The organism is Zhongshania aliphaticivorans (assembly GCF_001586255.1).
Taxonomy (GTDB): Bacteria; Pseudomonadota; Gammaproteobacteria; order Pseudomonadales; family Spongiibacteraceae; genus Spongiibacter; species Spongiibacter aliphaticivorans.
The window spans coordinates 4,103,757-4,129,778 of sequence record NZ_CP014544.1; the positions used below are offsets into that span (position 1 = coordinate 4,103,757).

Consider the following 26,022-nt stretch of genomic DNA (forward strand, 5'->3'; position numbering starts at 1 on the left):
TATCACATCTCGAATTGTCGTAAGGAACTACTTTATAAGGATATTCAACGACTTCAATGGAGACACCTATGGGTGACGAAACGGAGAAGGATTGTGAATAACAAGCATAGCAGGCTGAGCTCAGCAAAGCTGGCTACTGCCAATACGGCGCTGGCTAATGCCAACGCCGAGCTAGCCTTTCAAAACCAAGAAAAGGACAAGCGCGCCTCCGAATTAGCCATCGCGAATACAGAGCTAGCTTTTCAAAACACCGAAAAAGGCAAACGTGCTGACGAACTTAACTTTCAAAGTAAAGAAAAAGATAAGCGGGCCGCTGAGCTGGTCATCGCCAATATCGAACTGGCCTTTCAAAATAAAGAAAAAGGTAAACGCGCCGCTGAACTGGCCATCGCCAATGCCGAGCTGGCTTTTCAGAACAAAGAAAAAGATAAGCGCGCCGCTGAACTGGCCACTGCTAATACCGAGTTGGCCTTTCAAAATGCCGAAAAGGGTAAGCGCGCCGCTGAGCTTGCCATTGCCAATGTTGAGCTAGCCTTTCAAAACGCCGAAAAAGGCAAGCGCGCAGCCGAACTGGCTGCAGCGAATTCTGAGCTGGCCTTTCAAAATGCGGAGAAGGGCAAACGCGCGGCGGAACTGATTATAGCCAACACCGAGCTGGCCTTTCAAAATGAAGAAAAGGGTAAGCGAGCGGCTGAGCTCGCCATTGCCAATACCGAACTCGCCTTTCAAAACGAAGAGAAAGATAAACGCGCAGCTGAGCTGGCCCTTGCCAACACTGAGCTGGCGTTTCAAAATGAAGAAAAAGATAAGCGCGCCGTAGAGTTCCACACCCTCGCCTTTTACGACCCCCTTACCGGCCTACCTAACCGACGTCTATTGATTGATCGGCTTGAGCACGCCATAGCGTCTAGCATGCGTAAATACGCACAAAATGCCGTGCTTTTTATCAACCTAGATAATTTCAAAGATATTAACGACACCCTCGGCTACGGCCACGGGGATTTATTACTGGAACAAACTACGCAACGCCTCAATGCCTGCATAAGCAAAGGCGATACCTTGGCACGCGTCAGAGATGACGAGTTTGTGTTAATTCTGCAAGATCTAGACATACACCCCATAGAAGCGGCCGCAATGACCAAGGCCATGAGTGTGAAGATTTTCAATGCACTCAATCAACCTTATCAGTTATACCAGCACAAATACCGTGGCACCGCGTGTATGGGCGCGGTGTTTTTCGGGCATGATAGCCCGTGTGCAGAAGAACTGCTGAAGCAAGCTGGTATCGCCCTGCATCAAGCCAAAAAAGAGGGTCGAAATATTTTGCGATTCTTTAACCAGGAAATGCAGGACATCATTCACATCCGCACCAGCCTGGAACATGAATTGCGCATTGCCGAGGAAACTTCGCAATTTTGCTTGTATTACCAAATTCAGGTCGACAACTTCAACCGTGTATTAGGAGCAGAAGCCTTGATCCGCTGGCCGCATAAAAAACGCGGCTTAATACCCCCTGCGACATTTATTCCCTTGGCAGAAGTCACCGGATTAATTATACCCATTGGCAAATGGGTTGTAGAATCAGCTTGCGCACAGCTAGGTGAATGGCAGAAAAGCCCGGAAACCTGCAGCTTTACATTGGCAGTAAACGTCAGCGCTCTGCAATTTCGGCAGGCCGATTTTGTTACTCACGTAAAAGCGGCCGTTAAACAATATGCCATCCCCGCCAACTTACTCAAACTCGAATTAACAGAAAGCCTGTTGCAGGAATACATCGACATTACCATTGATACCATGAAAGCATTAAAAGAAATTGGCGTTCAATTCTCTTTGGACGACTTTGGCACCGGATTTTCATCGCTACAGTACCTCAAACAATTACCCCTCGATCAATTCAAGATCGATCAGTCCTTCGTGCGCGATATCACCACAAATAAGAGCGACAAAGCGATAGTAAAGACGATCATTTCCATGGCACGTGGCCTTAACATAGAAGTCATTGCCGAAGGCGTGGAAACGGAAGAACAACGCCAATTACTTATCGCTGACGGATGTACCGCCTTCCAAGGGTATTTATTCAGCAAACCCGTAGCAATTGAGGAATTTGAGGCCTTAATACAAAGAGGTGTCTGCAAATAGCTCGATTTAATACTCGGCGAATTTTCTCATTTTTTATTTTCCTGTTTATCCCTGTACAAACACCGAGCTCTTTGCGATTTTGAGATGACGAGGCAGGCCTCATTTTGCGCATTTTGCTGCCCTTGTCCGCGCCTTTATGTTTCACTGGCCGCCAATAAGAGGCTTAAGCATGGAACTATTAGTTCAATATCCATTTTTGTTAGTACCGTTGATCTTTTTTGCTCGGGTTGCTGACGTATCCCTTGGTACATTTCGCACTATTGTTGTTTTTCGTGGTAACAAGCTTTTAGCGTCTATTATCGGTTTTTTCGAAATAATGATTTGGCTTGTTGCGGCCGGACAAGTTTTAACAAACCTTGATCACTGGTATTTAGCGGTCGCCTACGCCGGTGGTTTTGCAGTAGGTAATTATGTTGGCATTAGCATTGAAAGTCACTTTGCCATTGGCAATGAGCTTATTCGCTGTATTTCCTTTAACCGAGATGTGTTGGCCGATAAATTACGCGACGCGGGCTTTAAGCTTGTTTCAGTCGACGGCGATATGGGCGATGCCAAGCCCGTTGAAGTGCTGTTTATTATAGAAAAACGACGCAACATCCCTCCCCTTATTCAACTAATTAAAACCCTAGACCCCAGTGCCGTTTATTCCGTATCGGATATTAAAAGCGTGTATGACGGGCCTGGTCTTTTGCCTCGTCGTCGGATTTTGTCCTAGTATTTTTATAAATTAGGCAAGACGTATATTTGAATTATGTTAGTTTGGTGAATTACAGACAGAAGTGCTAAGCCGAAAATATCATTAGGAACAGAGCAGCATGCCTTTATTATTTGAAGAAATTGATAGCCAAGCCTCACCCCTCGGTGAAATCTCCTTACGAAAACGGCGTATTCCGGTGTTTGGCGACAGAGACATTTACGAGGTTAAGCTTGGCGATGAGTTTCTTATGTCGAGCATGTTTGTCGACGCTGAAGAGGCTTTATCTCACCTTGGCTTAGCCGCTGTTCAAGGCGATAATTTAAACGTGGTTGTAGGCGGGCTAGGGCTAGGCTACACCGCAGTTGAGGCACTCAAAGACCAGCGTATTAGCGAACTACTGGTGGTCGACGCACTAGCAACCGTTATAGGCTGGCATAAAGACGAGCTGGTGCCGCTGGGTAAAATACTCAATGCCGACATACGAAATCGCTATGTACTCGGCAGCTTCTTCGACCTCGCCACAAATCCTAGCGCAGGCTTTGATCCCCAGCATGCCGGAAAGAAGTTCGACGCCATTCTCCTAGACATCGACCACTCCCCCACTGAATTCCTGAACGCCGCCAACGCCAGCTTTTATTCCACCGAAAATCTCTCGCTCATGGCTAATCAACTCAAGCCCAATGGCGTATTTGCGATGTGGTCGCAAAACCTCCCGGAAGAAAGCTTTGAGGCCTTATTGAAAACAGTATTTGCTACCGTCACTTCCCACGTGGTTTCCTTTTATAATCCGTTTCAGAATAACGAATCGACAAACTCCGTGTATGTTTGTGTGAAGGGCGAATAACGTTTTCTTGCCCGGCCGGACGTAATACCGCAGCCATTCGCCATTGAACCACACCACTGCCACAACCATGGATACCGGCTCGGGGGCGGGTATGACCCCACACTACGTCATGCCGGACTTGATCCGGCATCCATAGACCACGTAACCACGCCACTGCCACAACCATGGATACCGGCTCGGAGGCCGGTATGACTTCACACCCCGTCATGCCGGACTTGATCCGGCATCCATAAACCACGGAACCACGCCACTGCCACACCCATGGATACCGGCTCGGGGGCCGGTATGACCCCACACTCTGTCATGCCGGACTTGATCCGGCATCCATATACCACTGAACCATGCCACTGCCACCATCATGGATACCGGCTCGGGGGCCGGTATGACGGGAGGGGCGCAGCGGATACCGGCTCGAGGGCCGGTATGACGAGACAGCTCGCGGCAGCTGCCTCAAGCATCGGTATGGCCAAGTTGACGTTCGAAAGCCCACTTAACACTGAAAGGAAACGGACGGTGAAACCAATACCCAAAACATTCGTCTGAGCATTCGCTAGATTATCCCCGATCTTTCACTGTATAAATGGGGCAAGCAGAATTCTTTATGGAATAAGTAATGGCAAAAAAGAGCGGATTTGCGCGACTGCTTTGGCGCAGCTTGCTGATATTGGTGGTGTTCAGTGTTGCCTTAGTATTACCCTTTCGGTGGATTGACCCGCCAATCAGCATGGTGATGCTGGAGCGCAGCTGGCAGCAGCGCGGTAACAACTACCAACTCGACAAGCGGTGGCTCAGCTGGAATGAAATACCCCGCCATGCCGCGCTAGCCGCTGTTGTGTCTGAGGACCAGAATTTTCCCAATCATTATGGTTTTGATATAAAGGCGATTCAAAAGGCTTTTGCCGAGCGGGAGCGGCGTGGCAGTTTGCGCGGCGCCAGTACCATCAGCCAGCAGGTCGCCCGCAATATGTACCTGTGGACGGGTCGCAGCTGGCTGCGCAAAGGCTTGGAGGTTTGGTTCACAGGACTCGTCGAATTATGCTGGCCCAAGCAACGCATTTTAGAAATTTATTTAAATATCGCCGAATGGGGCGACGGGGTGTTTGGTATTGGCGCCGCCAGTCGGCATCACTTTGGCATTAACGCTTCACAGCTAACCCACTGGCAATCGGCACTACTAGCCTCCAGCTTGCCCAGCCCGCTCAAGTACAACCCTGCGGCGCCAGCGCCACATTTGATTGCGCGCGCAAATTGGAATCTTGGTCAGCAACGCAAACTGGGGGGCCGATCTTGGCTCGCCTCTTTGGAATAGTCTTTAGCCATGTAATTCTGCATTCTCAGATTCCCGCCTGAGAGAACACCTTAAGAAATGTTTCCGGCTCAGGTCTTAGCCGATAATTATCGGTAAGATCGGCAAACAAAATTTTACCCGTGGCGTCAGTCATGATGACGGTGGGCATCACGGTGTCACTATCATAGCCCAGCACCTCCATGCCCATGGGTAAGCCATTGGGGGCGGCAATACCAAGGCGTTTCGCCATCGCGTTATCGGTATCTACCAAAAAGCGCATTGGCGCGTCAAAACGCTGGGCTAGGTCCGCGGTATGGCCCTGAGACTGAGGGCTAATGAGCAGAATCTCCACGCCTTTTTCCGCCAGAGCGCGGTACTGCCCGGCAATTTCTTTTATTTGCGCCATACACAGCGGACACCAATTGCCGCGATAAAAAATCATGAGCAAGGGCTTATTCAAGTCATGGGGTTTAAGCTGCGTGCCAGCGTCATTAATAAATTCTAAGTTTGGCAGTGTTTGGCCAACACTCAGTATGTCACTGTGCCTGCCGCCAAAGCTGGAGTACCACCACTCGTACAAAGCGGTTCCGATCACCCCAGCACCGAGTATCCACGCAAGGGCCTCAAGAATCACTGGCGACAATACCGCGCCGAGCAAAGTAAGCAGGGTCACTCCTAAAACCGCTTTGCTAGCGGTTTGCGTGCGAGCGACATTAGCGATAAATACCCATGCAAAAAAGGATAAGGGCGTTAGCATGCATAGCAAAGCCCAATACCACGCTACTGTATTAGGGTCTTGGTAAATTGCCCAAGCACTGCGCGCTGCGCCTACCATGAGCAAGCTCATCCACGCTGAAATAAATAGCGATTTTAAACGGTCCATACGCACGTCCTTGAGATTATTATTGATTGGCGCCGTCGGTCGGCATAGAAGCGATTAAGCACTGGGTGAATACTGTAACGCAAATCACGTCAGTATTACGTAATCACCACCTATAACGCCGCTTTATTTTGCAACTGTTCAGCGTGCCCATCTCAAATTAAGCTAAAAGTTTAAGTATCTCCCGCGACTAATTCAGTAAACTGTTGGTCTGGCGCGAACGACGCCGTTTACTCTCATGCAATGGAATACAATAATGTCGCGCCTGCGTTTAGCGTTCCTTACTCTAATTACCATGCTGGCGTTTGCGGCTAATTCACTGCTGTGCCGCGAGGCATTGGCTGCAGGCCATATAGACGCGTCTAGTTTTACCTTAGTGCGCATTGTTTCAGGTGCACTGGTACTCAGCATGCTGTTGCTCATCCAATTTCGCCGCTACACCCTTGGCGGCAGTTGGTTAGCGGCAGCTGCATTGTTTGGCTATGCCGCGGCATTTTCTTTTGCCTATGTGAGCTTAAGCGCAGGAACCGGTGCACTGTTATTGTTTGGCGCGGTGCAAACAACGATGATCGGCTATGGCTTGTGGCGCGGTGAACGCCTTAGTCACCTGCAAATTAGTGGCGCTATTGCCGCCAGCACTGGGCTTATTTGGCTAATGCTGCCGGGTGTCGAAGCGCCACCCGTGCTCGGCGCGCTTATTATGATCACCGCCGGGGTTTGCTGGGGGGTGTATTCCCTGCTCGGACGCAATGCTCGTGAGCCAAGCGTCGCGACTGCCGGTAATTTCTTGCGCGCTACTCCCTTTGCCGTCATTCTTTTTTTACTTATGCGTGATTCACAGCCGGTGACTAACCTTGGCTTAGCCTATGCCGCCGCATCTGGCGCCTTGGCCTCTGGGCTGGGTTACGCCTTATGGTATGCGGTACTACCCGCTCTGCCCGCCAGTCGCGCCGCGACAATTCAACTAAGCGTACCAATACTTGCCGCACTGGGCGGGGTGCTATTCTTGGGCGAGGCGATAACGCTACGTTTTAGCTTGGCCTCAATTGCGGTACTGGGTGGCATAGCGCTTTTTATTATGAGCAAACCGCGCGCCTGAGACGCTCAAATAGCGTTACTAAATCCATGAGTAGCACTGCCTCAAATGACTTCCTCTAGACCTGTAAGGCTTAATGTTGGCCCTAGCACTAAGCCTTGACTTTGCTCGCCAGCAATGCGGCAATCAAGTTCTTTCAGCACTCTGGTATTAGCATGATTTTATTACTGGTTTATATTGGTATTGCCTTGAGCGTATCTTTTTTATGCTCGGTATTAGAGGCGGTATTACTAAGTGTCACCCCCTCGTATATCGCCGCCGAAGAACGTCGTGGACATAAAAATGGGGTTTTGTGGCGTGAATACAAAACCGATATCGACCGTCCCCTTGCCGCGATTCTGAGTTTGAACACCATCGCCCATACCGTCGGCGCAGCTGGCGCTGGCGCCCAGGCAACAGCCTTATTTGGTGAGGTTTATTTTGGTGTTATTTCTGCAGTGTTAACCCTGCTTATTTTAATTGTTTCTGAAATTATTCCTAAAACATTAGGCGCCTTGTATTGGCGTAAACTCGCGCCGTTGTGCGCGATTATTCTGCGCGGTGTGATGTGGTCTATGTACCCCTTGGTGCTTATGGCACAGGGAATCACCAAATTGTTATCCCATGGTGATAGCGCCCATTCCATTAGCCGTGAAGAGTTCGTTGCGCTCGCCGAGGTCGCCGTTAGCGAAGGCATTTTAGATCAAGAAGAAGCAGATGCAGTCACTAGTTTAATTCGCTTTCGCTCGCTTCAGGCCCGAGACGTGATGACCCCGCGACTGGTCATTTTTAGTTTGGCGGAAGACGCCAACGTGAAATCGGTAGTTGAGAATAATAAGGCCATATTGTTTTCCCGAATCCCGATCTATGCCGGCGACGCTGACAACATCACTGGCTATATCCGTAAAGATGAACTAATGCTCGCTCTCAGCCGCGAGCCAGACGCGCTGTTAAGTACCTTAAAGCGCGAGTTATTTGTAGTACCCGACTCCTTGCCCACCTCGGAGCTGCTACAAAATATGATCGAAATGCGCGCGCAAATGGCGCTAGTAGTCAACGAATACGGCAGCGTAATGGGCCTAGTGACCGTAGAGGATTTAATTGAAACCATGCTGGGTATGCAAATTGTCGATGAGACCGATACCAACGAAAATATGCAAACCTTAGCCCGGGAACTATGGGCCAAGCGCGCACGACGTTTGGGATTCCTCGATGACGAAAAAATCAGTGCCGCGGCGGGATCATCGCCACCATGAAAATTATCGCTGCCTGAATTTGCCGCACCTAAGCATGCAGGCTACCATTAAGCCCTATACCAATAATGCTTTAGGACACACCATGCGCTTTTTAATTCTGCTACTCATGACCACTGCCATGATCTCAATCAGCGGCTGTGAATCTACTTATTACAATGCCATGGAGAAAGTGGGCGTTCACAAACGCGATATTTTGGTTGATCGCGTTGGCGAAGCCAAAGAGGCCCAAGAAGAAGCCCAAGACCAATTCAAAGATGCACTAACGGAATTTAGGTCGGTAGTGAGTTTTGACGGTGGCAATTTAGAAACCCACTACAACCGTCTGAACAACGAGTTTGAAGATAGCGAGGCCGCCGGCAAAGAAGTGACGGATCGAATTAACAAGGTAGAGTCCGTTGCCGAGGCCCTATTCGATGAATGGCAAGATGAGCTCAAACTTTACACAAACGCCCGCCTCCGCAGCGACAGCGCCAATAAACTGCAAGCCACCAAGCGCCAATACACCGCGCTAATTAAATCCATGCGCCGCGCCGAAAAGAGCATAGACCCTGTACTCAATGCCCTGCGCGATAATGTGCTGTACCTCAAACACAATTTAAACGCCTCGGCGATTGGCGCACTTAAAGGTGAACTGGCGGGAATCGACCGCGATGTTCAGCAGTTGATTGGCGCGATGGAAAAAGCCATTCGGGAATCGGATGCCTTCATTAAGCAGCTTAAGTAAGCCGGGAGATGCTGGACGGGAGACGGTAAACGCTTAAACACGCGAGTGACAGATAAGCCCACACCATGTCATGCCGGACAGATCCGGCATCCATAGGCCACTGAACTACGCCACTGCCACCACCATGGATACCGGCTCGGAGGCTGGTATGACATCACACCCCGTCATGCCGGACTTGATCCGGCATCCATATACCACGGAACTACGTCACTGCCACAACCATGGATACCGGCTCGGAGGCCGGTATGACCCCACACCTCGTCATGCCGGACTTGATCCGGCATCCATAAACCACTGAACCACGTCACGGCCACAACCATGGATACCGGCTCGGAGGCTGGTATGACCCCACACCCCGTCATGCCGGACTTGATCCGGCATCCACATACCACTGAACCACGTCACGACCACAACCATGGATACCGGCTCGGAGGCTGGTACGACCCCACACTCCGTCATGCCGGACTTGATCCGGCATCCATAGACCACTGAGCCACGTCACTGCGACAGCTATGGATACCGGCTCGGGGGCCGGTATGACGAGTGAGGTAGTGGCTACCAGCACGAAGTCCGGTATGACCCCGCACCCCGTCATGCTGGACTTGATCCGGCATCCATATACCACTGAACTAGGTCATCGCCACAGCATAGATGACGCAACCCACTATGTCCGAAATTCTACAGTTATGTCCGTTAGGCGCATGGCGGTTTTCCTACTCAGCTTTAGGATAGAGGCTGCAAATTCACCCTTTACCAAAACAATAACAGGCCGCCGATATGAGCCAACGACCACAACATAATGCCAACAACGTTACTGACACTCATCTTGTGATTGTCGGCACTGGTTTTGCCGGTCTGGGCATGGCTATTCGTTTAAAAGAAATGGGCATTGATGATTTTATTATTATTGAGCGCGCCAGCGATGTTGGCGGCACGTGGCGGGACAACCGCTATCCCGGCGCCGCCTGCGACGTGCCCTCGCATCTTTACTCCTTCTCCTTTGAACCAAACACGGAGTGGTCGCGGGTTTACCCAACACAGCCGGAGTTAGAAGCTTATTTACAGAACGTGACCGACAAGTGGGACCTGCGACCCCACATCCGCTTTTCTCATACCCTCACGGCGGCGCATTATCAGCAAGACAGTGGCCACTGGTTGGTCAAAACCAGCGGCGGCGATTTTCGTGCCCGATTTGTGGTTTGCGGCAATGGCGGTTTAGCGGAGCCCAAGTTGCCAGATATTCCTGGCGTAGAAAACTTTGGCGGTCATCATTTTCATTCCGCCACTTGGGATCACAATTATTCCCTCGAAGGTAAACGGGTCGCCGTTATAGGCACGGGCGCCTCTGCCATTCAATTTGTGCCGCAAATAGCCGATAAACCCGCAAAACTTTCGGTTTTCCAGCGCACCCCAAACTGGATTCTTCCGCGCCATGATCGCGCCTACCACCGCTTTGAGAAATGGCTTTTCAAGCGCCTGCCGATCACCCGTAAATTGCTGCGCGCCAAAATTTATTGCCAGAACGAAATGCGGGTGCTCGGCATGGTTTTGCACCCCGCGCTAATGAAACTATTCCGCATCACCGCCACGTGGAATATTCGCCGCCAAGTTGCCGACCCAGATTTACGCAACAAGCTGACACCGACATTTCCGATCGGCTGCAAGCGAATCTTGATTTCAAATGATTGGTATCCCGCGCTACAAAAGCCCAATGTTGAAGTGGAAACCAGCGGCATTCAAGAAATTACGAGTACTAGTATTATTAGTAAAGATGGTAGTGAGCGCGAGGTCGATTGCATTATTTTTGGCACCGGTTTTTACGCCACCGAGAATCCCATTGCCACCATGATCCATGGCCGAGACGGGCGCGTATTAGCCGATGTGTGGGCCGATGGCGAAGAGGCTTATTTGGGCTCAAGTGTGCACGGCTTTCCGAATTTCTTCTTTATTGTTGGCCCCAATGTCACCTTAGGGCACAGCTCTATGGTATACATGATCGAAACCCAGATCGCGGCCATCAGCCGGGTACTTGAGGCCGCAAACGAGCTATCATCAACTACCGTGGAAGTGCGCGAAGAAGTTCAAGATACCTATAATCGCGAACTACAAACCCGGCTTGGCGGTTCAGTGTGGGCCAACGGTTGCGACAGCTGGTATAAGCACCGCTCAGGTAAAATCACCCAGCTTTGGCCAGGATTTACCTTTAGTTTCAGACGCCGCAATCGCGACTTTAAGCAGTCAGATTATGTTTTCGCTACGCCAAGCACAGAGGTCACACCATGAGTCAGCACTACGATTACGATGTGATTATTATCGGCTCGGGATTTGGTGGCAGCGTCTCTGCCCTGCGCTTAACGGAAAAAGGCTATCGCGTTGGGGTAATGGAAATGGGCCGACGCTGGCGCCCAGAAAATATGCCGTCGACCAATTGGAAGATATGGAATTTTCTGTGGCGACCAATGCTGGGCTTAAAAGGCTTTTTTAGCCTACGCTTTTTCCGCCATGTTATGGTCTTGCACGGCAATGCCGTGGGCGGTGGCTCGGTAACCTATGCCAACACCCTGCTCGTGCCACCAGAATCAGTGTGGACCGACGGCAGCTGGCGCGGCCTAGACGACTGGCAGGCGGTGATGCCCGCGCACTACGCCACCGCGAAAAAAATGCTTGGCGTAAACAAAAATAAACGCCTCGCGGCGGCCGATCACGCGCTTAAAAAAATGGCCGAACATCAGGGCCGTGGCGATACGTTTTACACCACCGATGTTGGCGTATTCTTTGGCGATGCCGACGATACCAGCGGCGGCAAACGCTACCCCGACCCCTACTTTAACGGCGAAGGTCCAGAGCGCCACAGCTGCATTGGCTGTGGCAGCTGCATGACGGGCTGCGTGCACAATGCTAAAAACTCCCTGGATAAAAATTATCTTTACCTTGCCGAAGCCAAAGGCGCCAAAGTTCATGAAGAAACTCGCGTAAGCGATGTACGGCCTTTAAACAATAGCGATGGCAAAGACGGCTATGAGGTTTTCACTCAGCACGGTACCGCCTTATTTTCTAAAAATCGGAAGCGCTTCACCGCCAAAAAAATTATTTTCGCGGCAAGCTCGCTAGGCACTCAAGAACTCTTATTTAAACTCAAACAATCTGGCGCCATGCCGAAGATCTCCGATGAACTGGGCAATCGGGTGCGCACCAACGCTGAATCCTTACTGGCGCTGCGCTTTCCCGGCGGCGAAGACATGTCGAAAGGCGTGGCCATCGGCTCTGGGTTTTATCTCGATGAATACACCCATATAGAAGCCACTCGCTACGGCAAAGGTCACGATTTGCTCAGCTTATTGTTTACCCCGCTGACCGGCGGCACGCCGGGTATAGGCCGGACTTTTTTGTGGTTTTTCACCCTACTTGCTTCATTGCTGCGCCATCCGATAAAAACCCTGCGCGGCTGCAACCCCTTTGGCTTTGCCAAGCAAACCATAATCTTTTTGTGCATGCAGACCATCGACGGCCATTTGAATATGCGCTACCGGCGGCCGTGGTATTGGCCGTTTACGAAGGTGTTACAAACCGAGGGTCAGCCCATTCCCTCGTTTATTCCCGCCGCCAATAAATTTGTTGCCGACAGCGCCAAGCAGCTCGATGGTATCGGAGCGAGCATGGTGTCTGAATTGTTTTTTAATATTCCCACCACCGCGCATTGCATGGGCGGTTGCGGCATGGGCAGTTCTGCGCAGACCGGCGTGATCGACAGCCAAAACCGTTTGTTTGGCTATGACAATGCCTACGTCTGTGACGGGTCAATGTTAGGGGCTAATCTTGGAGTAAACCCAAGCCTGACGATTACCGCCTTAACCGAAAGAGCGATGAGTTTTATTCCTGCGAAAGACGCGATTCCAACTGCTAGCGACGCTGAGGCAAAGTAGGGAAAGCTTCATGCCACTCGCGAATCTTGCTTGCGCAACATACCCGGTGTTAGGCCACTCATGCGCTTAAAAGCCTGGGAGAAACTCGAGGCGTCGGCGTAATTTAAGCGCTCGGCAATTTGTTCAACACTGAGTCGGGTGCCGGTCAGCATTTCTTCTGCAAGACTCAGGCGAATTTCATCGACTAACTGGCGGAATGAGGTGTTTTCGGCGGCCAATTTACGGCGCATGGTACGCGAGGTCATGCACAAGGCGTCGGCCACTAACTCCATGTCCATCGACATAGGCCGCTGACACAGCAGAATATCTCGCACCTTGCCCGACAAGCCGCGCCGCGCGCTGCGCTTGGCGATCAGCTCTGAGCACTGTTTGTCTAACAAGCTCGCGGTGGCGAGATTGCCCACCGCGCGGGGTTTATCTAATGCACTGCGCGGAAATAGCAGTTCATTGCGCTCGGCAGCAAAATCTACTCGGCCTCGAAAACACTGTTCATACAGCTCGGCATTCTCTGGGCGCGGGTGCTGGAACCGCACCCACTCCTCGCCCATATTATTGCCGATCATTTCGCGGATAATAATCATGGCGGCGTGAATTTCGCGTTCAATAGAGAACAGTCGCACATCATCGGGAACATCCGTGTTATCAAACACTAGAATCGCATAGTCATCGTGCTCTTCTACCGTAAAGCCCGAGAACACAAAGGTCAGCTCTTGGTAGGTTTGCGATAATTCCACAGCTTTACGCGCCGTGGGGCTGCTCGCCAGCGCAAAACCCCAAATACCATAGGCAGAGAGATGGTAGCGCTCCCCCGCCAGAAGCCCCAAGTTAGCCACATGGGGCAGCTCGCGGAGTAAATTGCGCACCACCGCCATTTCGGCACTGGCCTCTACCACCGTCTCGGGGTTATCTAAACTCGCCTGATCCAGCGCGGTATTTAGCAATAGTCGATCTAGCGCCGCGCCGTGTTCTAGGCCCAGCGACACCAGAATTTGAACACTGGTGATACTCCGACAAAAATCCCAACTTTTCATAGTGATGCTCATCCAGAGGATCCATACACCCTAAATTGGCGTAGGATCTGCTGATAAGGGAATTAACACAGACAGGGCCAATGCCAAACCGTGACAATGTCCGCAAGGCGCTAATAATGTCCGAAATTCAACATAGCTTATCAATTAGACTGTGCTTCGCATACAAAAAAGCGGCGCGCTAAGGCTTGCGCCGTAAGTTAAATAAATAATAAATAAAATTCCTTGTACCGCGCCGTTCTAAACCATTGTTTTGTACTTGCGCAATGTACATCGTTATTCCGAGGAGAAATCTGTGGTCCGATCCAATCCCGCCCGTCCTTTCTATACCCGACTCTTGATCAGCACCGGAATTAGCAGTATTGCCCTGCTCGCCGCCAGCCAAACCGTCGCCGCACCGGCGCTCGAAGAGGTATTGGTCACGGCCCAAAAACGCAGTGAAAGCGCCCAAGACATTCCCATTGCGGTCACCGGTGTGACTGCCGACATGCTCGACAAACTCGGTTTTGAAAATGCCAACGACGTGTCTGCGCAGGTTCCCAATATGCAGGTCAGCGGCCCCTATGGCGATGTGCAGCCGATATTTTCGATTCGCGGCGTCAGCATGTCGGACTACAGCTCCAACCAAGCCAGCCCCATAGGCGTTTACGTAGACGAAGCCTATTTGGCGCCGGTTTACAGCCACGGCGCCAGCTTCTTCGATATTGAGCGGCTCGAGGTTTTGCGCGGCCCCCAGGGCACCCTCTACGGTAAAAACACCACGGGTGGCGCCATTAATATTATTACCCGCACCCCCGATTTTGGCGGCGAAGCCAATAGCTTCATTAAAGCGGGCGCGGGCAGCTACGGCGCCACGTCTATCGAGGGCGGCACCGAGCGCGAGCTGATTCCCGATGTACTGGCGGCGCGTATCGCCGGTAGCATGAAGCGCGACGACGGCTATGTGAACGTTGTCGGCCAAGACACCAATGCCGCGCAAACCGACTTTAAAGGCCTGCGGCTAGGAATAAATTGGCTTATTAGCGATAAAATCGACGCCGTACTAAAAATTACTCAATCTAAGAACGACGCACTGAGCACCCCACCCCGCAATGAAGCCCGCACTGATTTACGCGGCAGCGGTTTGGAGGGCGACTCGAATGGTTTTATCGACTATATCGGCTACTCCCGTGGCAGTCGCAATCTGGATTTTCACGAGACGGAATCTAACGCGATAGGCGCACTCGTCACCACGAGCGACCTCGCCGTGCTGACCATGAATTACAGTAACGACAGCTATACCATTACCTCGGTCAGCTCCTATCTCGACGCCGACTACTATCAAATGGCTGACACCGACGGCAGCCCCAACGGCTTGCTAGAAATAAAGTGGTCATCCGACTCCTTAAGCTTTAGCCAAGACCTGCGCTTCACCTCAAACTTCGACGGTATGTTCAACATCATTGCTGGCGTGTATTACGGCAGTGAAGATTTATACATGCAGAATATTTACGATATTTTTGACCAAGCGCCCGATTTGCGCGTTGGCTACGCCAAGCCCGACACCATTCCGATTTTTCCTTACTTAATCGACTTTGGCATGATCGATCAACGCCTTGCCACCGAAAAAACCAGCGCGGCCGCGTACACCCAAATGCGCTTTGATTTTAGCGCCAATTTCGGCATGGACATTGGCCTGCGCTACACCCGCGACGAAAGTAAATTGAGCTATTTGAATATTTCTCGACTGGCCAATGATGGCACCCCCCGCGGCAGCTACACTCCTGGCAATACCACCGGCGTCGACAACGCGTGGATCACCCTGCCCATCACGGTATCTGATATTCAAAACCTGCTGGCCAACCCCGGTGATTTAGCCACCTATCAAAACACCGGCTACACCCACGGCGCTTACACCCTCGATTCTGCCCCAGAATTGAACGCCCCAGAAAAAGAGTTTACCGGCAAAATTGGTTTAGATTACCGCTTCAACGACGACTTCATGGTTTACGGTAGCGCCAGTCGCGGTTATCGCGCCGGCAGTTACAATGGCGGCGTTTACTACCAACCGCGACCATTAGAAACCGCCTACGCCTCGCCAGAATATATCGACGCATATGAAGTCGGCTTTAAAGCCGATATGGCCGAAGGCAGTATGCGCTTGAACGCGGCCGCCTTCTTGTACGACTACACCAATCAGCAGTTCATTAACGTGGTGGGTATTTCCAACTTTTTGGAAAACGCCGGTGGCTCGCAGATTATGGGGCTAGAGGCGGAATTGTGGGCGCGCATTACTGAACGCCTCACCGTGCAATCGGCCATTGGTTTGCTCGACACCGAGTACACCGAGCTTACCCTCGCCAATACCGAAACCATTGCCGACCAAGAAGACCGGGTGGATCTGTCTGGCAATGAATTAATCTCGGCGCCAAAACTTAACTTCAGCGTTTCCATTGATTACGACTTGCTGATTACGGAATACGGCTATTTAAGCGTGAATGGCAATGCCAATTTTCAAGACGATCAATGGTATAGCGCCTATAACGATCAGTACGGCTACGACAATATTCGCCAAGACGCCTACTGGCTGTATAACGGCCGCCTGAGCTGGTATGCCAACGATGGCAGCTACAGCGTGTCGGTGTGGGGTAAAAACCTGCTAGAAGAAGAGTACGACAGCTACGCAATAAACCTGCAAGCGGGCTTTGGTTTCGACCAGTACCTCGCAGGCCAACCGCGAACCTACGGCATGGAAGTGCAAGTTAAATTCTAGCCCTGCCAAGCGCCCGCTAATAAGGCCCCACGGCTTTATTAGCGGGCGCGAGATTCCCCAGCCAAAAATACGCTTCACCCCCATCCCAATATCAAACAATTCCCTCATGTAGTATTTCCTTATTACCCCCGCAATTGGCCGCTGTGATCCAATGAATTTTCAAAATGCTTTACTGATTGAGCCAGCCTCATTCAGCAATGAGGCTAATTCCAACACTAAGAGGGTTTACACATGGCTAAAGTTTTAATCATTACCGGTGATTTTGTTGAAGACTACGAGAACATGGTTCCCTTTCAGGCGCTAATAGCCATGGGCCACGAAGTGGATGCGGTTTGCCCTGATAAAAAAGTGGGCGACAGTATTGCAACGTCTATTCATGACTTTGAAGGCGATCAAACCTATACCGAAAAACGCGGCCATAACTTTGTGCTTAACGCGTCTTTTGACGACATCAACCCCGAAGATTACCAGGGCTTGTATCTGCCTGGTGGCCGCGCGCCAGAATACTTGCGCCTAAATGCAAAAGTGATTGAGATCATTCGTCACTTTGCTGCAAACAATAAGCCGATTGCCTCTGTTTGCCATGGCCCACAGTTACTCAGCGCCGCAGGTGTAATTGAAGGTAAAAAAATATCAGCCTACCCAGCCTGCCAACCCGAAATGCTCATGGCGGGTGCGCTGTGGGTGGAACTACCCATGGATGGCGCCATCACCGACGGCAACCTAGTCACTGCGCCAGCTTGGCCTGCGCATCCTGCCATGTTGAAACAATTTGTGGCATTGTTATAAAACTTAATTAGCATCGAGGGCCTATTTATGTGTCAGCTATTTATCAATGCCGATAGCAAACTATGGAGCTATCGCACCAAGTCGCTGCGTATTGATGGTGTGGTTACCTCTATTCGCTTAGAAGAGTTCTTTTGGGACACCCTAGAAGAAATATCATTTCGCGACCAAATGACGGTTAACCAAATGATCACCAAGCTCTACCTAGAGTCCCTCGATGCTGATCACGATATTAGTAACTTCACCTCGTTTTTACGAGTGTGCTGTTCGCGCTACTTATCACTGATCGCCGATGGCAAGCTCACCAGAGAAGACGAGCTGCCCCTCGGCGAGGTGAATGCGCAAAATATATTAGAGCAAGAGCAATTGCGCAGCCGTCAGCGTAAAGCGCTGTTCAGTTCACCTAATTATAAGCCTTCCATTAATTAGTCAAAATTAGGTTTGATAAATAATGTCACGTTCGCCGCTCATTACGTGCTTTAAAAAAATTGTTGGCTCACGCCATGTACTGACCAGCGAACGTGCCACCGCCCCTTTTCGCACTGGCTTTCGTGAGGGGCAAGGCCCCGCCCTTGCCGTTGTCAAACCGGCGACGCTGTGGCAGCAATGGCAGATACTCGACGCCTGCGTAAAAGCCAATGTCATTGTTATCATGCAAGCCGCCAATACCGGCTTAACCGGCGGCTCAACGCCAAGCCAAGGTTGCGACCGCGACACGGTAATCATCAACACCTCGCGCATTAATGACATACATGTTTTAGATCAACAGCAGCAGATTCTGGCCTTTCCTGGCGCCAGTTTATTTTCATTAGAAAAGACCCTAGCACCCTATGGTCGCGTACCCCATTCCGTAATTGGCTCCTCGTGTATTGGCGCGTCAATCGTTGGCGGCATTTGCAATAACTCTGGCGGCGCACTGGTCGAACGCGGCCCCGCTTACACCGAGCTCGCGCTCTATGCGCAGGTCAACGACGATGGCACCCTCAGCTTAATTAATGAACTCGATATTGAACTGGGCAATACACCCGAAGAAATCCTGACAAACTTACAGAACAAAAATTATTCATTAGAGGATATCAAAACCACCAATAAGCTGGCCTCTGACCGTGATTATGCGAATTGGGTGCGTGAGACAACACGCGACACCCCCGCGCGGTTTAATGCCGACCCCAGACGCTTACACAAAGCCAGTGGCTGCGCTGGCAAGCTGGCTGTTTTCGCGGTGCGGGTAGATACCTTTGTAAAAAATGAAAAAGAACACACCTTTTATTTAGGCAGCAACTCCACCCAAGCCCTGCAGCTCCTACGAAAAGACTTGCTTGAAAAAACCGCCAGCCTACCGATTTATGCGGAGTACTTGCACCGAGATATCTTTACCCTCGCCGATGACTACGGCCGAGACACTGTGCTATTAATTAAATACCTAGGCACAAACTGGCTGCCTAAATTCTTAAATATTAAGCGCCAGCTAGATTCCGTTTGCAGAAGCATACCTTTTTTAAGCCCGGGTTTTATCGACAAAATGGTTTACCGGCTGGCCAAGCTATTCCCGAGCCAAACACCTAAAGTATTGCACCAGTGGAATAATAGGTACGAACATCAATTAATTCTTAGCGTAAAAGATGCCGAAAAAGCAGAGACAGAATTATTATTAGAAAATATGAAACAACAACACGATGTGGATTATTTTCTTTGCAGTGAGGCCGAGGCAAAATCGGCTTACTTATTGCGCTTTGCCGCCGCAGGGGCTGCTGTGCAATATGCCGCCATACACCATAACCGCGTAGAACCCATCGTCGCCCTAGATATTGCCTTAAAGCGCAACGACACAGACTGGTTCGAAACCCTACCCGACGAGCTTAACCGCAAGCTGCTGAATAAATTTTATTACGGCCACTTTCTATGCCACGTCTTTCATCAAGACTATTTGGTGCGCAAAGGTGAAGACGTACAAGCTGTAAAAGAAGCCTTGCTAGCGCTGCTGGAGAAACGCGGGGCCGAATACCCCGCCGAGCACAATGTTGGGCATCACTATCACGCCAAGCCTGCATTGGCGAATAACTATAAAACCTTAGACCCAACAAACACCCTGAACGCCGGGATTGGCGGCATGTCTAAAAAATTAAACTATGACGAGTCTTAGATCTTAGATGACGAAAGCCTTTGATGACGAACACTCACAAAACCACACTGTGGTCCTATTGCTTCATACTCGCTTTATTACCCGCCAAAAATCCAGAATCAGACATAGCGGGCATTGCACAATGAATTGCGTTTTCTAGCAAACTTGCACGCTGAAAATCGGCGGTTAAATACACCATCACACTACAATGCAATTCACTCGATTCATGACGATAAACCGCCAACATAGTGGACGGCCTACCTTCTTCCTCATAAACCCGGGCAAGACGAGACTCAAGATCAGCGAGCATGCCCGTTGCGAGCATGGCATCACCTAAGTTTACTTTTAGCCATGTATTCATTGCTTGTTATGAGCCGCTGTTAATCATCCCGCCGCGAGGGAATAACCGGCGCGGGGAAAGTGAACATGCAGTGTTCCAAATTGCTTACTCTCCCGAGCGACAATAATTCGATTCTCAGTTACCGCCGCTAGCGTTCCGCTGACGGGCACCACGCCGTAGTCCAGTGGCGCAACCTGAACCACTTGGCCAATTTGCAGCGAACCATGCTCAGTACTGGTCGGCAGTGCCCGAGGTTCCGCTGATCTCGCCGCCTCAAAGGCCTCCGCCTGTGTTATCTCCTTGCGTTGGCCGTGCCCAAACTCTTCGATCGCCTTATACCAGCGCAGAACGTTTGCACCCGCTGCCAAGGGCTTGCGATTACAACTCACATGAAGCCAAAGCGGGTGAAAGCATGCAAAATCGGCGACCGATGGCGCATCACCGCCGACCCAGGGATATTCCGCTAGCCTAGCCTCCAAGGCATCGAGAAAAGACTGCAGAACACCCGCCGCCTTGGCCGCCGCTGGCGGCCGGCTTGTGCCACCGCGTAACAAGCTAGACCGGTCCTTGGCAAAACGGTAGGTGCCGATGGGGCCGAAGCTTCTGAGCATAGTGCCCAGCAGGCGCAGCTGCGGCACCGCAGCGACCGCCGCAAAAAAAGCCTTCTCTTCCGCCTGTTTCATCAAGGCCAAGGCATCGCCTTCGACTGTTGCGGGATCAAGCGCTGCGCAGCCCGTTACAGTCGCCACTTCCTGAGCAATCAGTGCGGTGTCACAGAAAATGTCGGCGCCAATCTGGGCTACCGGAATTCGGCGGTAGCCACCCGTTAAAGGATCGACATTCGGCCGGGGCGGATAAACCGGTGACAGCAGGGAATGCCAGCGCGTATTAGTAAAACCGAACATCAGCCGAATTTTTTCCGCGTAAGGCGAGTTCTCATAGTGATGCAGAATAATTGAATCGTTCATTGTTTCGCTCAATTGCTTAATGAAAAAACAGCTACTCGCGAGTTATTAACCCGGCGGATTTTGGTATCTGTTATGCGGCATAACGAATTTTCTCGTGCTTAAAATATTTGCGGACACGATGTGGCTTCCGTTGCAGCATACGCATGTGCTTCGATACCTTCTGTTTGAGTTGCTCTTTATTGCGTGCGGGCTGCCCACTATGCACACCACCCTTGAGGTCACAATTCAAATACTCGTCAGGATTTAGTTCTGGCGAATAAGCTGGCAGATAAAATACCTGAATCATTTTTTTGTGCGCCTCTAACCATTCTTTTACCGGCTTGGCATGATGCACCCGCAGATTATCCAGAATCAAAAACACTTTGCGCTTCGCATCTTTGAGCAATCGCATCATGAAATCAATCAGTCTATCCGCATTCATGTTGCCTTCAAATATCTGGTATCTTACTTTGCCCTGATTGGTCACTGCTGAAATCATGTTGCACGATTCACGCTTGGCATTTAGACGAATCACTGGGGTCTTTCCTTTGGGCGCATAGCCCCGCTCATGCTGGCAGTCGTTACGCAGACCAGTCTCATCGCCCCAGTAAATCTCGGCATTTTGCTGCTTCGCTTGCACTTTTATCGCCGGATATTCTTCCTCTAGCCATGCTTTCACTTCCGGCGCGCGTTGTTCATACGCACGCTTTTGTGGCTTCTGCGGTGTCATGCCCCAGCGCTTTAGGTAATCGCCAACGGTGCGTACGGGTAGCGCCAGCCCATAGCAATTAAGGATCAGTTCGCGAACCGATTCCCGCGTCCACAACGCATAGGGCATTTTTAATTGATCCGGCGTTTTGTCGATCAGCACCGATTCAATATGCTGTTCCTGTTCAGCCGTTAACCGCCGCCCACTACCGGCTTTTCGCCCCGGCTTATCGTATCCTAGTTGATTCTTGTCGCGCTTTAACCAACGACCAATCGTATCCGCGTGAATGCCCACTATTTCGCCAATCTCGGCTCTCGTCATTCCGCGTTTCCGAAGTCGATGCGCCTGTCGACGTTTTTCTTCAAGAACTTCTAAGGATAATTTTCTTGCATCAATTTTTTCGTCCATTCGCGCATTATATCAGATACTTTTGATCGCCGGGTTAATAGTAAGTAGAGTTAGGCGTATTCTCAGGGTTTATTTCGCCATAAACCTCATCAGGGTCTACATCATTAATCAGTAAAATTTCTCTCACTGTTTCAACATGATCTAATACCTTTTGGAAGCCATCACTATACTCATATTTAGTGACTTCAATGGCTTTTGGCATATAGGTAAACGCGATTTTTAATGCGTTTAAAGCAGAGGGGCTTAGTTTTTCAGTCATTATAATGCTCAACATCTAATTTTTGGTATTCATAGCGTCTTGCTCTGCGGAAAATTGGGGGGCGTAGCGCAAAAATTTGTCCCGCAGCAGCGCTTTGTTATGAGCTTTCCCATGGCGGCTAGGGAGCCAATTCTTGGTATTGCATCTTCAAAAATCTATTCTCTTTTGTAAATGCCGCTCGGGAGTATTCATTAAGGTTTATGTTTAGTAATTCTAAATCTGAACCACTAAATTTATCGCTATTAATAGTAAGTATATATTGCCTGCCACTGAGCAAATCAATATTTTCGCCAATGTAATTAATACTTTGAATTAAAGTATCTTGGTCAACATCAAAAATATTGTCATGCACTAAGAAGCCGGGGTGATGCTTCGATGTTTCTGGGTTTATCAGCAAAGCAAAGTCATATAGAAATACTTTTTCTCTGTTGATACTGTGACTTCCATCTGAGTCAGTGCGAAGTTCAAATTTCAAAACTTCCTTTCGTTTTGAAACTTCAATTCCAAATGAGCTTCTTCTGTTTCCAAAAACATAATCGTGCATATCAAGAATTGTTCTTTCAAAAGAATCAATTACTTCTTGTGAGTTATTCACATAGCTTTCTAAAAGATAAACTTCACTTTCTCGATCACGTTTTTTTGCTTTATATTCGCTGTCATAATCAGCGTGTTTTTGGATAAATGAGGATAAGGCGGAAAACTCCGCAATCTTTTTTTCGTGTATTGCGATTGTTTGCTTTAAACTGACAAGCAGACCTTCTTGGTCAAGTAATGATATTTTTTCTCTGTACAGCTTGTTGAGTGAAGATATACTGTCTTCAAATGCCTTTATTTCTTGTTCAATCGAAGATTTTCTATCATCCATTATGCTTCGCTGAAAGTTGTCAATCTTTTGTTTGAAAGCAGTGACCTCATCCAATTCACGCTTAATTAAGTCGCCCAATCCTTCTTTGAACTGATTATAAAGGTCTGCAACTTCCTGGCCGTCAATATAGTTATCCCCGCGAAAAAGCTTTATTTTTGATAGCTCTGATTTCAAAACACCTTGCCTTGAGCGTTCTTGATCAAGCTGATTTTCAATACCAATGATTTCATCTTTTACGACATCAAAGCCTTCAATGTTCTCAAGCCTATCAATGTCACCCTGAATTCTACGCACTTGATTTTCTAATTCGTTTAAGTCTGCCTTGGATTCTGATATGTTTTTGCTTGTAAGCGTAGTTATGTTTTCTTCCATCTTTTTTCTAGCTTTTGAAACGTTTTCCATTTCAGAATATAGCCGTTTGGCTTCGCTGTATGGATTTGGATCAACGTGCAGCAAAAAAAGATGAGGAGTGTAATCAGGCGGTATTCTTTTGTTTGTGTCGAAACAGCTAATAATGGACTTAAATTCAGAACCTTCATCACGCATCAATGGACCCATCATCATTCTAAAGGAAGGTGGATTTTCATAGGCTACGCCTGCAAATAACAAGGTGCTTAGGTGATCGTTAGCATCAGAAAGCCTCGAGTAAGATTTTCTTTCGCCGTCTATGATTAGAGTCGGACACTCTTGATCATTTATAACTCGCCTAGAAGTGATGGCGTGACCATTTAATTCAAAGTCTAAACATACGACTGTATCACGTGATAAATTTTCTTCAGGTATTAGTGATACTCGGCTATCGTGGTGACGTTTCAACAAGGCGTAGTTGATGAACTCGACAGCCATGGATTTTCCCACACCGTTAGTTTTAACATTCCCTTCAGTGGTTTCACCTAATATAAGGTTGAACCCATCTTCAAAAATAATGGGCTCAAAAATTTCAGGTTCGCTGTAAAGTTTTTTAATTTTTAACATTTTTAATCAAATATGGTTCGTCGAATTCAACTATGTCTAAACAATACAAGAAAAGCATTCCATAGTAGATGCTTCGTGCCGTAATTTTATTGGTCTTTCTTAAATTCTTTGCCAGATCGAAAATGCTAATTCGACCATCATCACTACTCTGTATCTGCTTTAATATTTCTGACCCAATAAATGGTGCTGACTTCATTAAGTCTTCATCTTTTGTGAACAAGTTAGCCATTTTCTACTTCCTTGTTTGGGAATACGTTGCACCTAATTAGATGCTTAACGATATAGAACTGTGCAGCACCAGTATCAGCTTCAAAACCGTTTTCAGCCAACATTCCAATGAAGTTGTCAATTAGCTTTTCAAGTGCATTTTTCGAGTCACCACCACATTCAGTTAAGACCTTATCACTGTAAACTCGTAAATGTTGCGAAACACGACGAATTTTAACCTGACCAATATCTGATTCTTGTTCTACCGAATCAAGAACAGCACCGTAATCCTGATAAAGTGTTAGAAATTCCTGTTTAAGGAAATCTGAATGATCTGCAAAACGTTTATTAATTTTTTCTTCTGGAAATGGCTCATCAAGAAACCCTTCACCAGCGGCGGGGTGTTCTTCGTCACTGATTAGTTCAATTAGCCGTAAAATGGTTTCTACATTACGCGGAAGGCTTTCAATGGGCTTCACGTAAAGCTGCTTATTCAGAAAGTTACTGATCTCCTTAATTTTCGACAGCTCTAAGTCATTGATCATCACAGCCAAGTCGCCTATGTCCCATATATCATCTTTGGTGTTCAGGCTGTAAGTGCTGTCGCCAACAGTTTCGGCAGTGTGTGCGGTCTTCGCTGTGATGTTTAGAATTACTAGATGATCGTACTTTTCGTACAAGCCTTTTTCAATAAACTTAGTAACGGTGTGCCTTGTTTTGGCAAGTGCTGAAGTAGATGTCACCTGAATAGCAAACTTGTTACCTTCGTCCCCAAGGTCTATAGCGGCAGCGTTGGCGTCAATGATGTTTATATTGACTAAACTGTAACCAAAAGCCAGATTCAACAGATCGCGATAGAAGTTTTCGGAGTGAACGTTTATGTCCGTAAGATTCAGTCTATTGTGTACTGTTACCTGAGTAGAAAGCCAAGTAAGCGAGTTGATAACTGATTTTTGATAGTCTTGGCGATTCATCTTGCTTTCATTATTTTAGGTACGTTCATCACACTATACAGTCTTATATAAAGGCTGGTTAAGCTCGAAATCATACGCATAACGCTGTAGATTTGCATCTCATATTGACCCTCTAGTTGCACAAAAAGGTAACCCGCTATAATCAGCTTAAGCCATTGAAGAACTGCGTCTTTTGTGCGTTAAAGTGGGTCAGATCATCCTGCAAATTTTTACGATAATTGGTTCAAAATTAAATGCAAATCAACACTCACGATCGTTATCTGACAGCTCGGCGGGCAAGGGCCAGCAAAGCCCCAGCACAGAGGCGCGTTTGCCGTAGGTTGATACAGTGCCCACGCCGATGCCTAGGCTGCGCGCTATCTGTCTGTGACTTAGCTTTGCCTCAAGTTTAAGGCGGAGAATTTCTTTGATATGTCGCATTGCTAATCTCGTGTTTGGCATCGTCATCCCGGCGCAAAAGCGGCAAGGATAACGTGCAGTACAGGATGAGTTTCAATGCATGAGGTGGTGTGGAGATTGATGGTGATCAGTCATTGCGGCAACCTGATCACCCGTTGCGATAAGTCCCGTAAAGTGATCACTTTACATCGCAATGAGTGATCACGTTCGTTCGCAACAGGTGATCACGTTGCGTCGCAGGCGGTGATCAGGTTGGGTCGGAATACGCAGCGCTAGGAGTATATAAAATTTAATAAAGGAGATGCTAGGTATTTATGTTCATAGGTGTTGATAGGGTGGGAGTGTGCGGTAGGGTTAAAGGTTAACTTTTACGGTAGCAACTGAAATGTAAAGAACGGCCCTATTTTGGTTAGCTGAATCACGAG

The 26,022-nt window shown here is 49.0% G+C and carries 24 protein-coding genes; 13 read left to right on the plus strand and 11 right to left on the minus strand.

The features are described 5' to 3' along the window. The first annotated feature begins 93 nt into the window (after nt 1-93). From AZF00_RS18365 to mtgA, 4 genes are all read left to right on the plus strand, one after another. The gene (locus tag AZF00_RS18365) at nt 94-2,139 is read left to right on the plus strand and encodes a putative bifunctional diguanylate cyclase/phosphodiesterase (protein WP_062384639.1); all 2,046 of its coding nucleotides are present in this window, start codon (nt 94-96) and stop codon (nt 2,137-2,139) included. A 169-nt stretch (nt 2,140-2,308) separates the two neighbouring features. Continuing rightward, on the plus strand, nt 2,309-2,854 hold the full coding sequence (locus tag AZF00_RS18370) for a DUF2179 domain-containing protein (protein ID WP_062384642.1): 546 nt from the start codon (nt 2,309-2,311) through the stop codon (nt 2,852-2,854). A gap of 100 nt (nt 2,855-2,954) precedes the next feature. Further along, nucleotides 2,955-3,680, plus strand: a complete 726-nt coding sequence (locus AZF00_RS18375) for a spermidine synthase family protein (protein ID WP_062384645.1) — start codon at nt 2,955-2,957, stop codon at nt 3,678-3,680. Nucleotides 3,681-4,293: 613 nt separating this feature from the next. Then, nucleotides 4,294-4,989 (plus strand): monofunctional biosynthetic peptidoglycan transglycosylase, encoded by a 696-nt coding sequence (gene mtgA, locus AZF00_RS18380; protein WP_062384648.1) that lies wholly within the window; start codon nt 4,294-4,296, stop codon nt 4,987-4,989. A 25-nt stretch (nt 4,990-5,014) separates the two neighbouring features. Here mtgA and AZF00_RS18385 read toward each other — a convergent pair whose 3' ends face one another. After that, nucleotides 5,015-5,851 (minus strand): peroxiredoxin family protein, encoded by an 837-nt coding sequence (locus tag AZF00_RS18385; protein WP_062384651.1) that lies wholly within the window; start codon nt 5,849-5,851, stop codon nt 5,015-5,017. A 253-nt stretch (nt 5,852-6,104) separates the two neighbouring features. Between AZF00_RS18385 and AZF00_RS18390 the strand changes: the two genes are divergently transcribed. The 3 genes from AZF00_RS18390 (at nt 6,105) to AZF00_RS18400 (ending at nt 8,903) form a co-directional block, all read left to right on the plus strand. Beyond that, nucleotides 6,105-6,947 carry a DMT family transporter gene (locus tag AZF00_RS18390; protein WP_062384653.1) on the plus strand — a complete coding sequence of 281 codons (843 nt, stop codon included), beginning with the start codon at nt 6,105-6,107 and terminating at the stop codon, nt 6,945-6,947. 95 nt (nt 6,948-7,042) lie between these two features. Beyond that, on the plus strand, nt 7,043-8,179 hold the full coding sequence (locus AZF00_RS18395) for a CNNM domain-containing protein (protein ID WP_082793696.1): 1,137 nt from the start codon (nt 7,043-7,045) through the stop codon (nt 8,177-8,179). Continuing rightward, the gene (locus AZF00_RS18400) at nt 8,136-8,903 is read left to right on the plus strand and encodes a DUF2959 domain-containing protein (RefSeq protein ID WP_231856171.1); all 768 of its coding nucleotides are present in this window, start codon (nt 8,136-8,138) and stop codon (nt 8,901-8,903) included. Before AZF00_RS18395 ends, AZF00_RS18400 begins: the two co-directional genes overlap by 44 nt. 261 nt (nt 8,904-9,164) lie before the next feature. Here AZF00_RS18400 and AZF00_RS19395 read toward each other — a convergent pair whose 3' ends face one another. Together AZF00_RS19395 and AZF00_RS19400 are read right to left on the minus strand one after the other, a co-directional pair. Continuing rightward, nucleotides 9,165-9,362 (minus strand): hypothetical protein, encoded by a 198-nt coding sequence (locus AZF00_RS19395; protein ID WP_156474879.1) that lies wholly within the window; start codon nt 9,360-9,362, stop codon nt 9,165-9,167. Beyond that, nucleotides 9,359-9,517 carry a hypothetical protein gene (locus AZF00_RS19400; RefSeq protein WP_156474880.1) on the minus strand — a complete coding sequence of 53 codons (159 nt, stop codon included), beginning with the start codon at nt 9,515-9,517 and terminating at the stop codon, nt 9,359-9,361. Before AZF00_RS19400 ends, AZF00_RS19395 begins: the two co-directional genes overlap by 4 nt. A gap of 163 nt (nt 9,518-9,680) precedes the next feature. Here AZF00_RS19400 and AZF00_RS18405 point away from each other — a divergent pair, with 163 nt between their 5' ends. After that, nucleotides 9,681-11,186, plus strand: coding sequence for a flavin-containing monooxygenase (locus tag AZF00_RS18405; protein WP_062384656.1), 1,506 nt, complete (start codon nt 9,681-9,683; stop codon nt 11,184-11,186). Continuing rightward, nucleotides 11,183-12,826 (plus strand): cholesterol oxidase, encoded by a 1,644-nt coding sequence (locus AZF00_RS18410; protein ID WP_062384659.1) that lies wholly within the window; start codon nt 11,183-11,185, stop codon nt 12,824-12,826. The genes AZF00_RS18405 and AZF00_RS18410 overlap by 4 nt, the downstream gene beginning before the upstream one ends. Nucleotides 12,827-12,834: 8 nt before the next feature. Here AZF00_RS18410 and AZF00_RS18415 read toward each other — a convergent pair whose 3' ends face one another. Beyond that, the gene (locus AZF00_RS18415; protein WP_082793697.1) at nt 12,835-13,869 is read right to left on the minus strand and encodes an AraC family transcriptional regulator; all 1,035 of its coding nucleotides are present in this window, start codon (nt 13,867-13,869) and stop codon (nt 12,835-12,837) included. A 280-nt stretch (nt 13,870-14,149) separates the two neighbouring features. Here AZF00_RS18415 and AZF00_RS18420 point away from each other — a divergent pair, with 280 nt between their 5' ends. From AZF00_RS18420 to dld, 4 genes are all read left to right on the plus strand, one after another. Continuing rightward, nucleotides 14,150-16,606: a TonB-dependent receptor gene (locus AZF00_RS18420; RefSeq protein ID WP_062384667.1), complete on the plus strand. Its 2,457-nt coding sequence runs from the start codon at nt 14,150-14,152 to the stop codon at nt 16,604-16,606. Nucleotides 16,607-16,837: 231 nt separating this feature from the next. Further along, nucleotides 16,838-17,395: a DJ-1/PfpI family protein gene (locus AZF00_RS18425; RefSeq protein ID WP_062384670.1), complete on the plus strand. Its 558-nt coding sequence runs from the start codon at nt 16,838-16,840 to the stop codon at nt 17,393-17,395. Between the two features lie 27 nt (nt 17,396-17,422). Continuing rightward, nucleotides 17,423-17,821: a ribbon-helix-helix domain-containing protein gene (locus AZF00_RS18430; RefSeq protein ID WP_008253021.1), complete on the plus strand. Its 399-nt coding sequence runs from the start codon at nt 17,423-17,425 to the stop codon at nt 17,819-17,821. Nucleotides 17,822-17,843: 22 nt separating this feature from the next. Further along, on the plus strand, nt 17,844-19,535 hold the full coding sequence (dld, locus tag AZF00_RS18435; RefSeq protein ID WP_062384673.1) for a D-lactate dehydrogenase: 1,692 nt from the start codon (nt 17,844-17,846) through the stop codon (nt 19,533-19,535). A gap of 55 nt (nt 19,536-19,590) precedes the next feature. Here dld and AZF00_RS18440 read toward each other — a convergent pair whose 3' ends face one another. The 7 genes from AZF00_RS18440 to AZF00_RS18475 form a co-directional block, all read right to left on the minus strand. After that, a complete protein-coding gene (locus AZF00_RS18440; protein WP_062384676.1) occupies nt 19,591-19,875 on the minus strand; it encodes a hypothetical protein in 285 nt (94 codons plus the stop codon). 23 nt (nt 19,876-19,898) lie between these two features. Then, nucleotides 19,899-20,822, minus strand: coding sequence for a glutathione S-transferase family protein (locus tag AZF00_RS18445; protein WP_062384679.1), 924 nt, complete (start codon nt 20,820-20,822; stop codon nt 19,899-19,901). A 70-nt stretch (nt 20,823-20,892) separates the two neighbouring features. Beyond that, the gene (locus AZF00_RS18450) at nt 20,893-21,918 is read right to left on the minus strand and encodes an IS630 family transposase (protein WP_062383594.1); all 1,026 of its coding nucleotides are present in this window, start codon (nt 21,916-21,918) and stop codon (nt 20,893-20,895) included. Between the two features lie 34 nt (nt 21,919-21,952). Beyond that, a complete protein-coding gene (locus tag AZF00_RS18455; RefSeq protein WP_062384915.1) occupies nt 21,953-22,177 on the minus strand; it encodes a hypothetical protein in 225 nt (74 codons plus the stop codon). 118 nt (nt 22,178-22,295) lie between these two features. Next, nucleotides 22,296-24,017, minus strand: coding sequence for a DUF2326 domain-containing protein (locus AZF00_RS18460; protein WP_062384681.1), 1,722 nt, complete (start codon nt 24,015-24,017; stop codon nt 22,296-22,298). Nucleotides 24,018-24,238: 221 nt separating this feature from the next. Continuing rightward, the gene (locus AZF00_RS18470) at nt 24,239-25,198 is read right to left on the minus strand and encodes an SMEK domain-containing protein (RefSeq protein WP_062384687.1); all 960 of its coding nucleotides are present in this window, start codon (nt 25,196-25,198) and stop codon (nt 24,239-24,241) included. 240 nt (nt 25,199-25,438) lie between these two features. Next, nucleotides 25,439-25,618: a sigma-70 family RNA polymerase sigma factor gene (locus AZF00_RS18475; RefSeq protein WP_062384690.1), complete on the minus strand. Its 180-nt coding sequence runs from the start codon at nt 25,616-25,618 to the stop codon at nt 25,439-25,441. Nucleotides 25,619-26,022 lie beyond the last annotated feature (404 nt).

Excerpts from the sequence above, each read along its gene's own strand:
- AZF00_RS18410 (WP_062384659.1), top strand. The coding sequence starts at position 11,183 with ATGAGTCAGCACTACGATTACGATGTGATTATTATCGGCTCGGGATTT.
- mtgA (WP_062384648.1), top strand. The coding sequence starts at position 4,294 with ATGGCAAAAAAGAGCGGATTTGCGCGACTGCTTTGGCGCAGCTTGCTG.
- AZF00_RS19395 (WP_156474879.1), bottom strand. The coding sequence starts at position 9,362 with ATGACGGAGTGTGGGGTCGTACCAGCCTCCGAGCCGGTATCCATGGTT.
- AZF00_RS18375 (WP_062384645.1), top strand. The coding sequence starts at position 2,955 with ATGCCTTTATTATTTGAAGAAATTGATAGCCAAGCCTCACCCCTCGGT.
- AZF00_RS18385 (WP_062384651.1), bottom strand. The coding sequence starts at position 5,851 with ATGGACCGTTTAAAATCGCTATTTATTTCAGCGTGGATGAGCTTGCTC.
- AZF00_RS18455 (WP_062384915.1), bottom strand. The coding sequence starts at position 22,177 with ATGACTGAAAAACTAAGCCCCTCTGCTTTAAACGCATTAAAAATCGCG.
- AZF00_RS18445 (WP_062384679.1), bottom strand. The coding sequence starts at position 20,822 with ATGAACGATTCAATTATTCTGCATCACTATGAGAACTCGCCTTACGCG.
- AZF00_RS18400 (WP_231856171.1), top strand. The coding sequence starts at position 8,136 with ATGACGAAAAAATCAGTGCCGCGGCGGGATCATCGCCACCATGAAAAT.
- AZF00_RS18370 (WP_062384642.1), top strand. The coding sequence starts at position 2,309 with ATGGAACTATTAGTTCAATATCCATTTTTGTTAGTACCGTTGATCTTT.
- AZF00_RS18440 (WP_062384676.1), bottom strand. The coding sequence starts at position 19,875 with ATGAATACATGGCTAAAAGTAAACTTAGGTGATGCCATGCTCGCAACG.
- AZF00_RS18450 (WP_062383594.1), bottom strand. The coding sequence starts at position 21,918 with ATGGACGAAAAAATTGATGCAAGAAAATTATCCTTAGAAGTTCTTGAA.
- AZF00_RS18415 (WP_082793697.1), bottom strand. The coding sequence starts at position 13,869 with ATGAGCATCACTATGAAAAGTTGGGATTTTTGTCGGAGTATCACCAGT.
- AZF00_RS18470 (WP_062384687.1), bottom strand. The coding sequence starts at position 25,198 with ATGAATCGCCAAGACTATCAAAAATCAGTTATCAACTCGCTTACTTGG.
- AZF00_RS18425 (WP_062384670.1), top strand. The coding sequence starts at position 16,838 with ATGGCTAAAGTTTTAATCATTACCGGTGATTTTGTTGAAGACTACGAG.
- AZF00_RS18390 (WP_062384653.1), top strand. The coding sequence starts at position 6,105 with ATGTCGCGCCTGCGTTTAGCGTTCCTTACTCTAATTACCATGCTGGCG.
- AZF00_RS18475 (WP_062384690.1), bottom strand. The coding sequence starts at position 25,618 with ATGCGACATATCAAAGAAATTCTCCGCCTTAAACTTGAGGCAAAGCTA.
- AZF00_RS18460 (WP_062384681.1), bottom strand. The coding sequence starts at position 24,017 with ATGTTAAAAATTAAAAAACTTTACAGCGAACCTGAAATTTTTGAGCCC.
- dld (WP_062384673.1), top strand. The coding sequence starts at position 17,844 with ATGTCACGTTCGCCGCTCATTACGTGCTTTAAAAAAATTGTTGGCTCA.
- AZF00_RS18405 (WP_062384656.1), top strand. The coding sequence starts at position 9,681 with ATGAGCCAACGACCACAACATAATGCCAACAACGTTACTGACACTCAT.
- AZF00_RS19400 (WP_156474880.1), bottom strand. The coding sequence starts at position 9,517 with ATGCCGGATCAAGTCCAGCATGACGGGGTGCGGGGTCATACCGGACTT.
- AZF00_RS18430 (WP_008253021.1), top strand. The coding sequence starts at position 17,423 with ATGTGTCAGCTATTTATCAATGCCGATAGCAAACTATGGAGCTATCGC.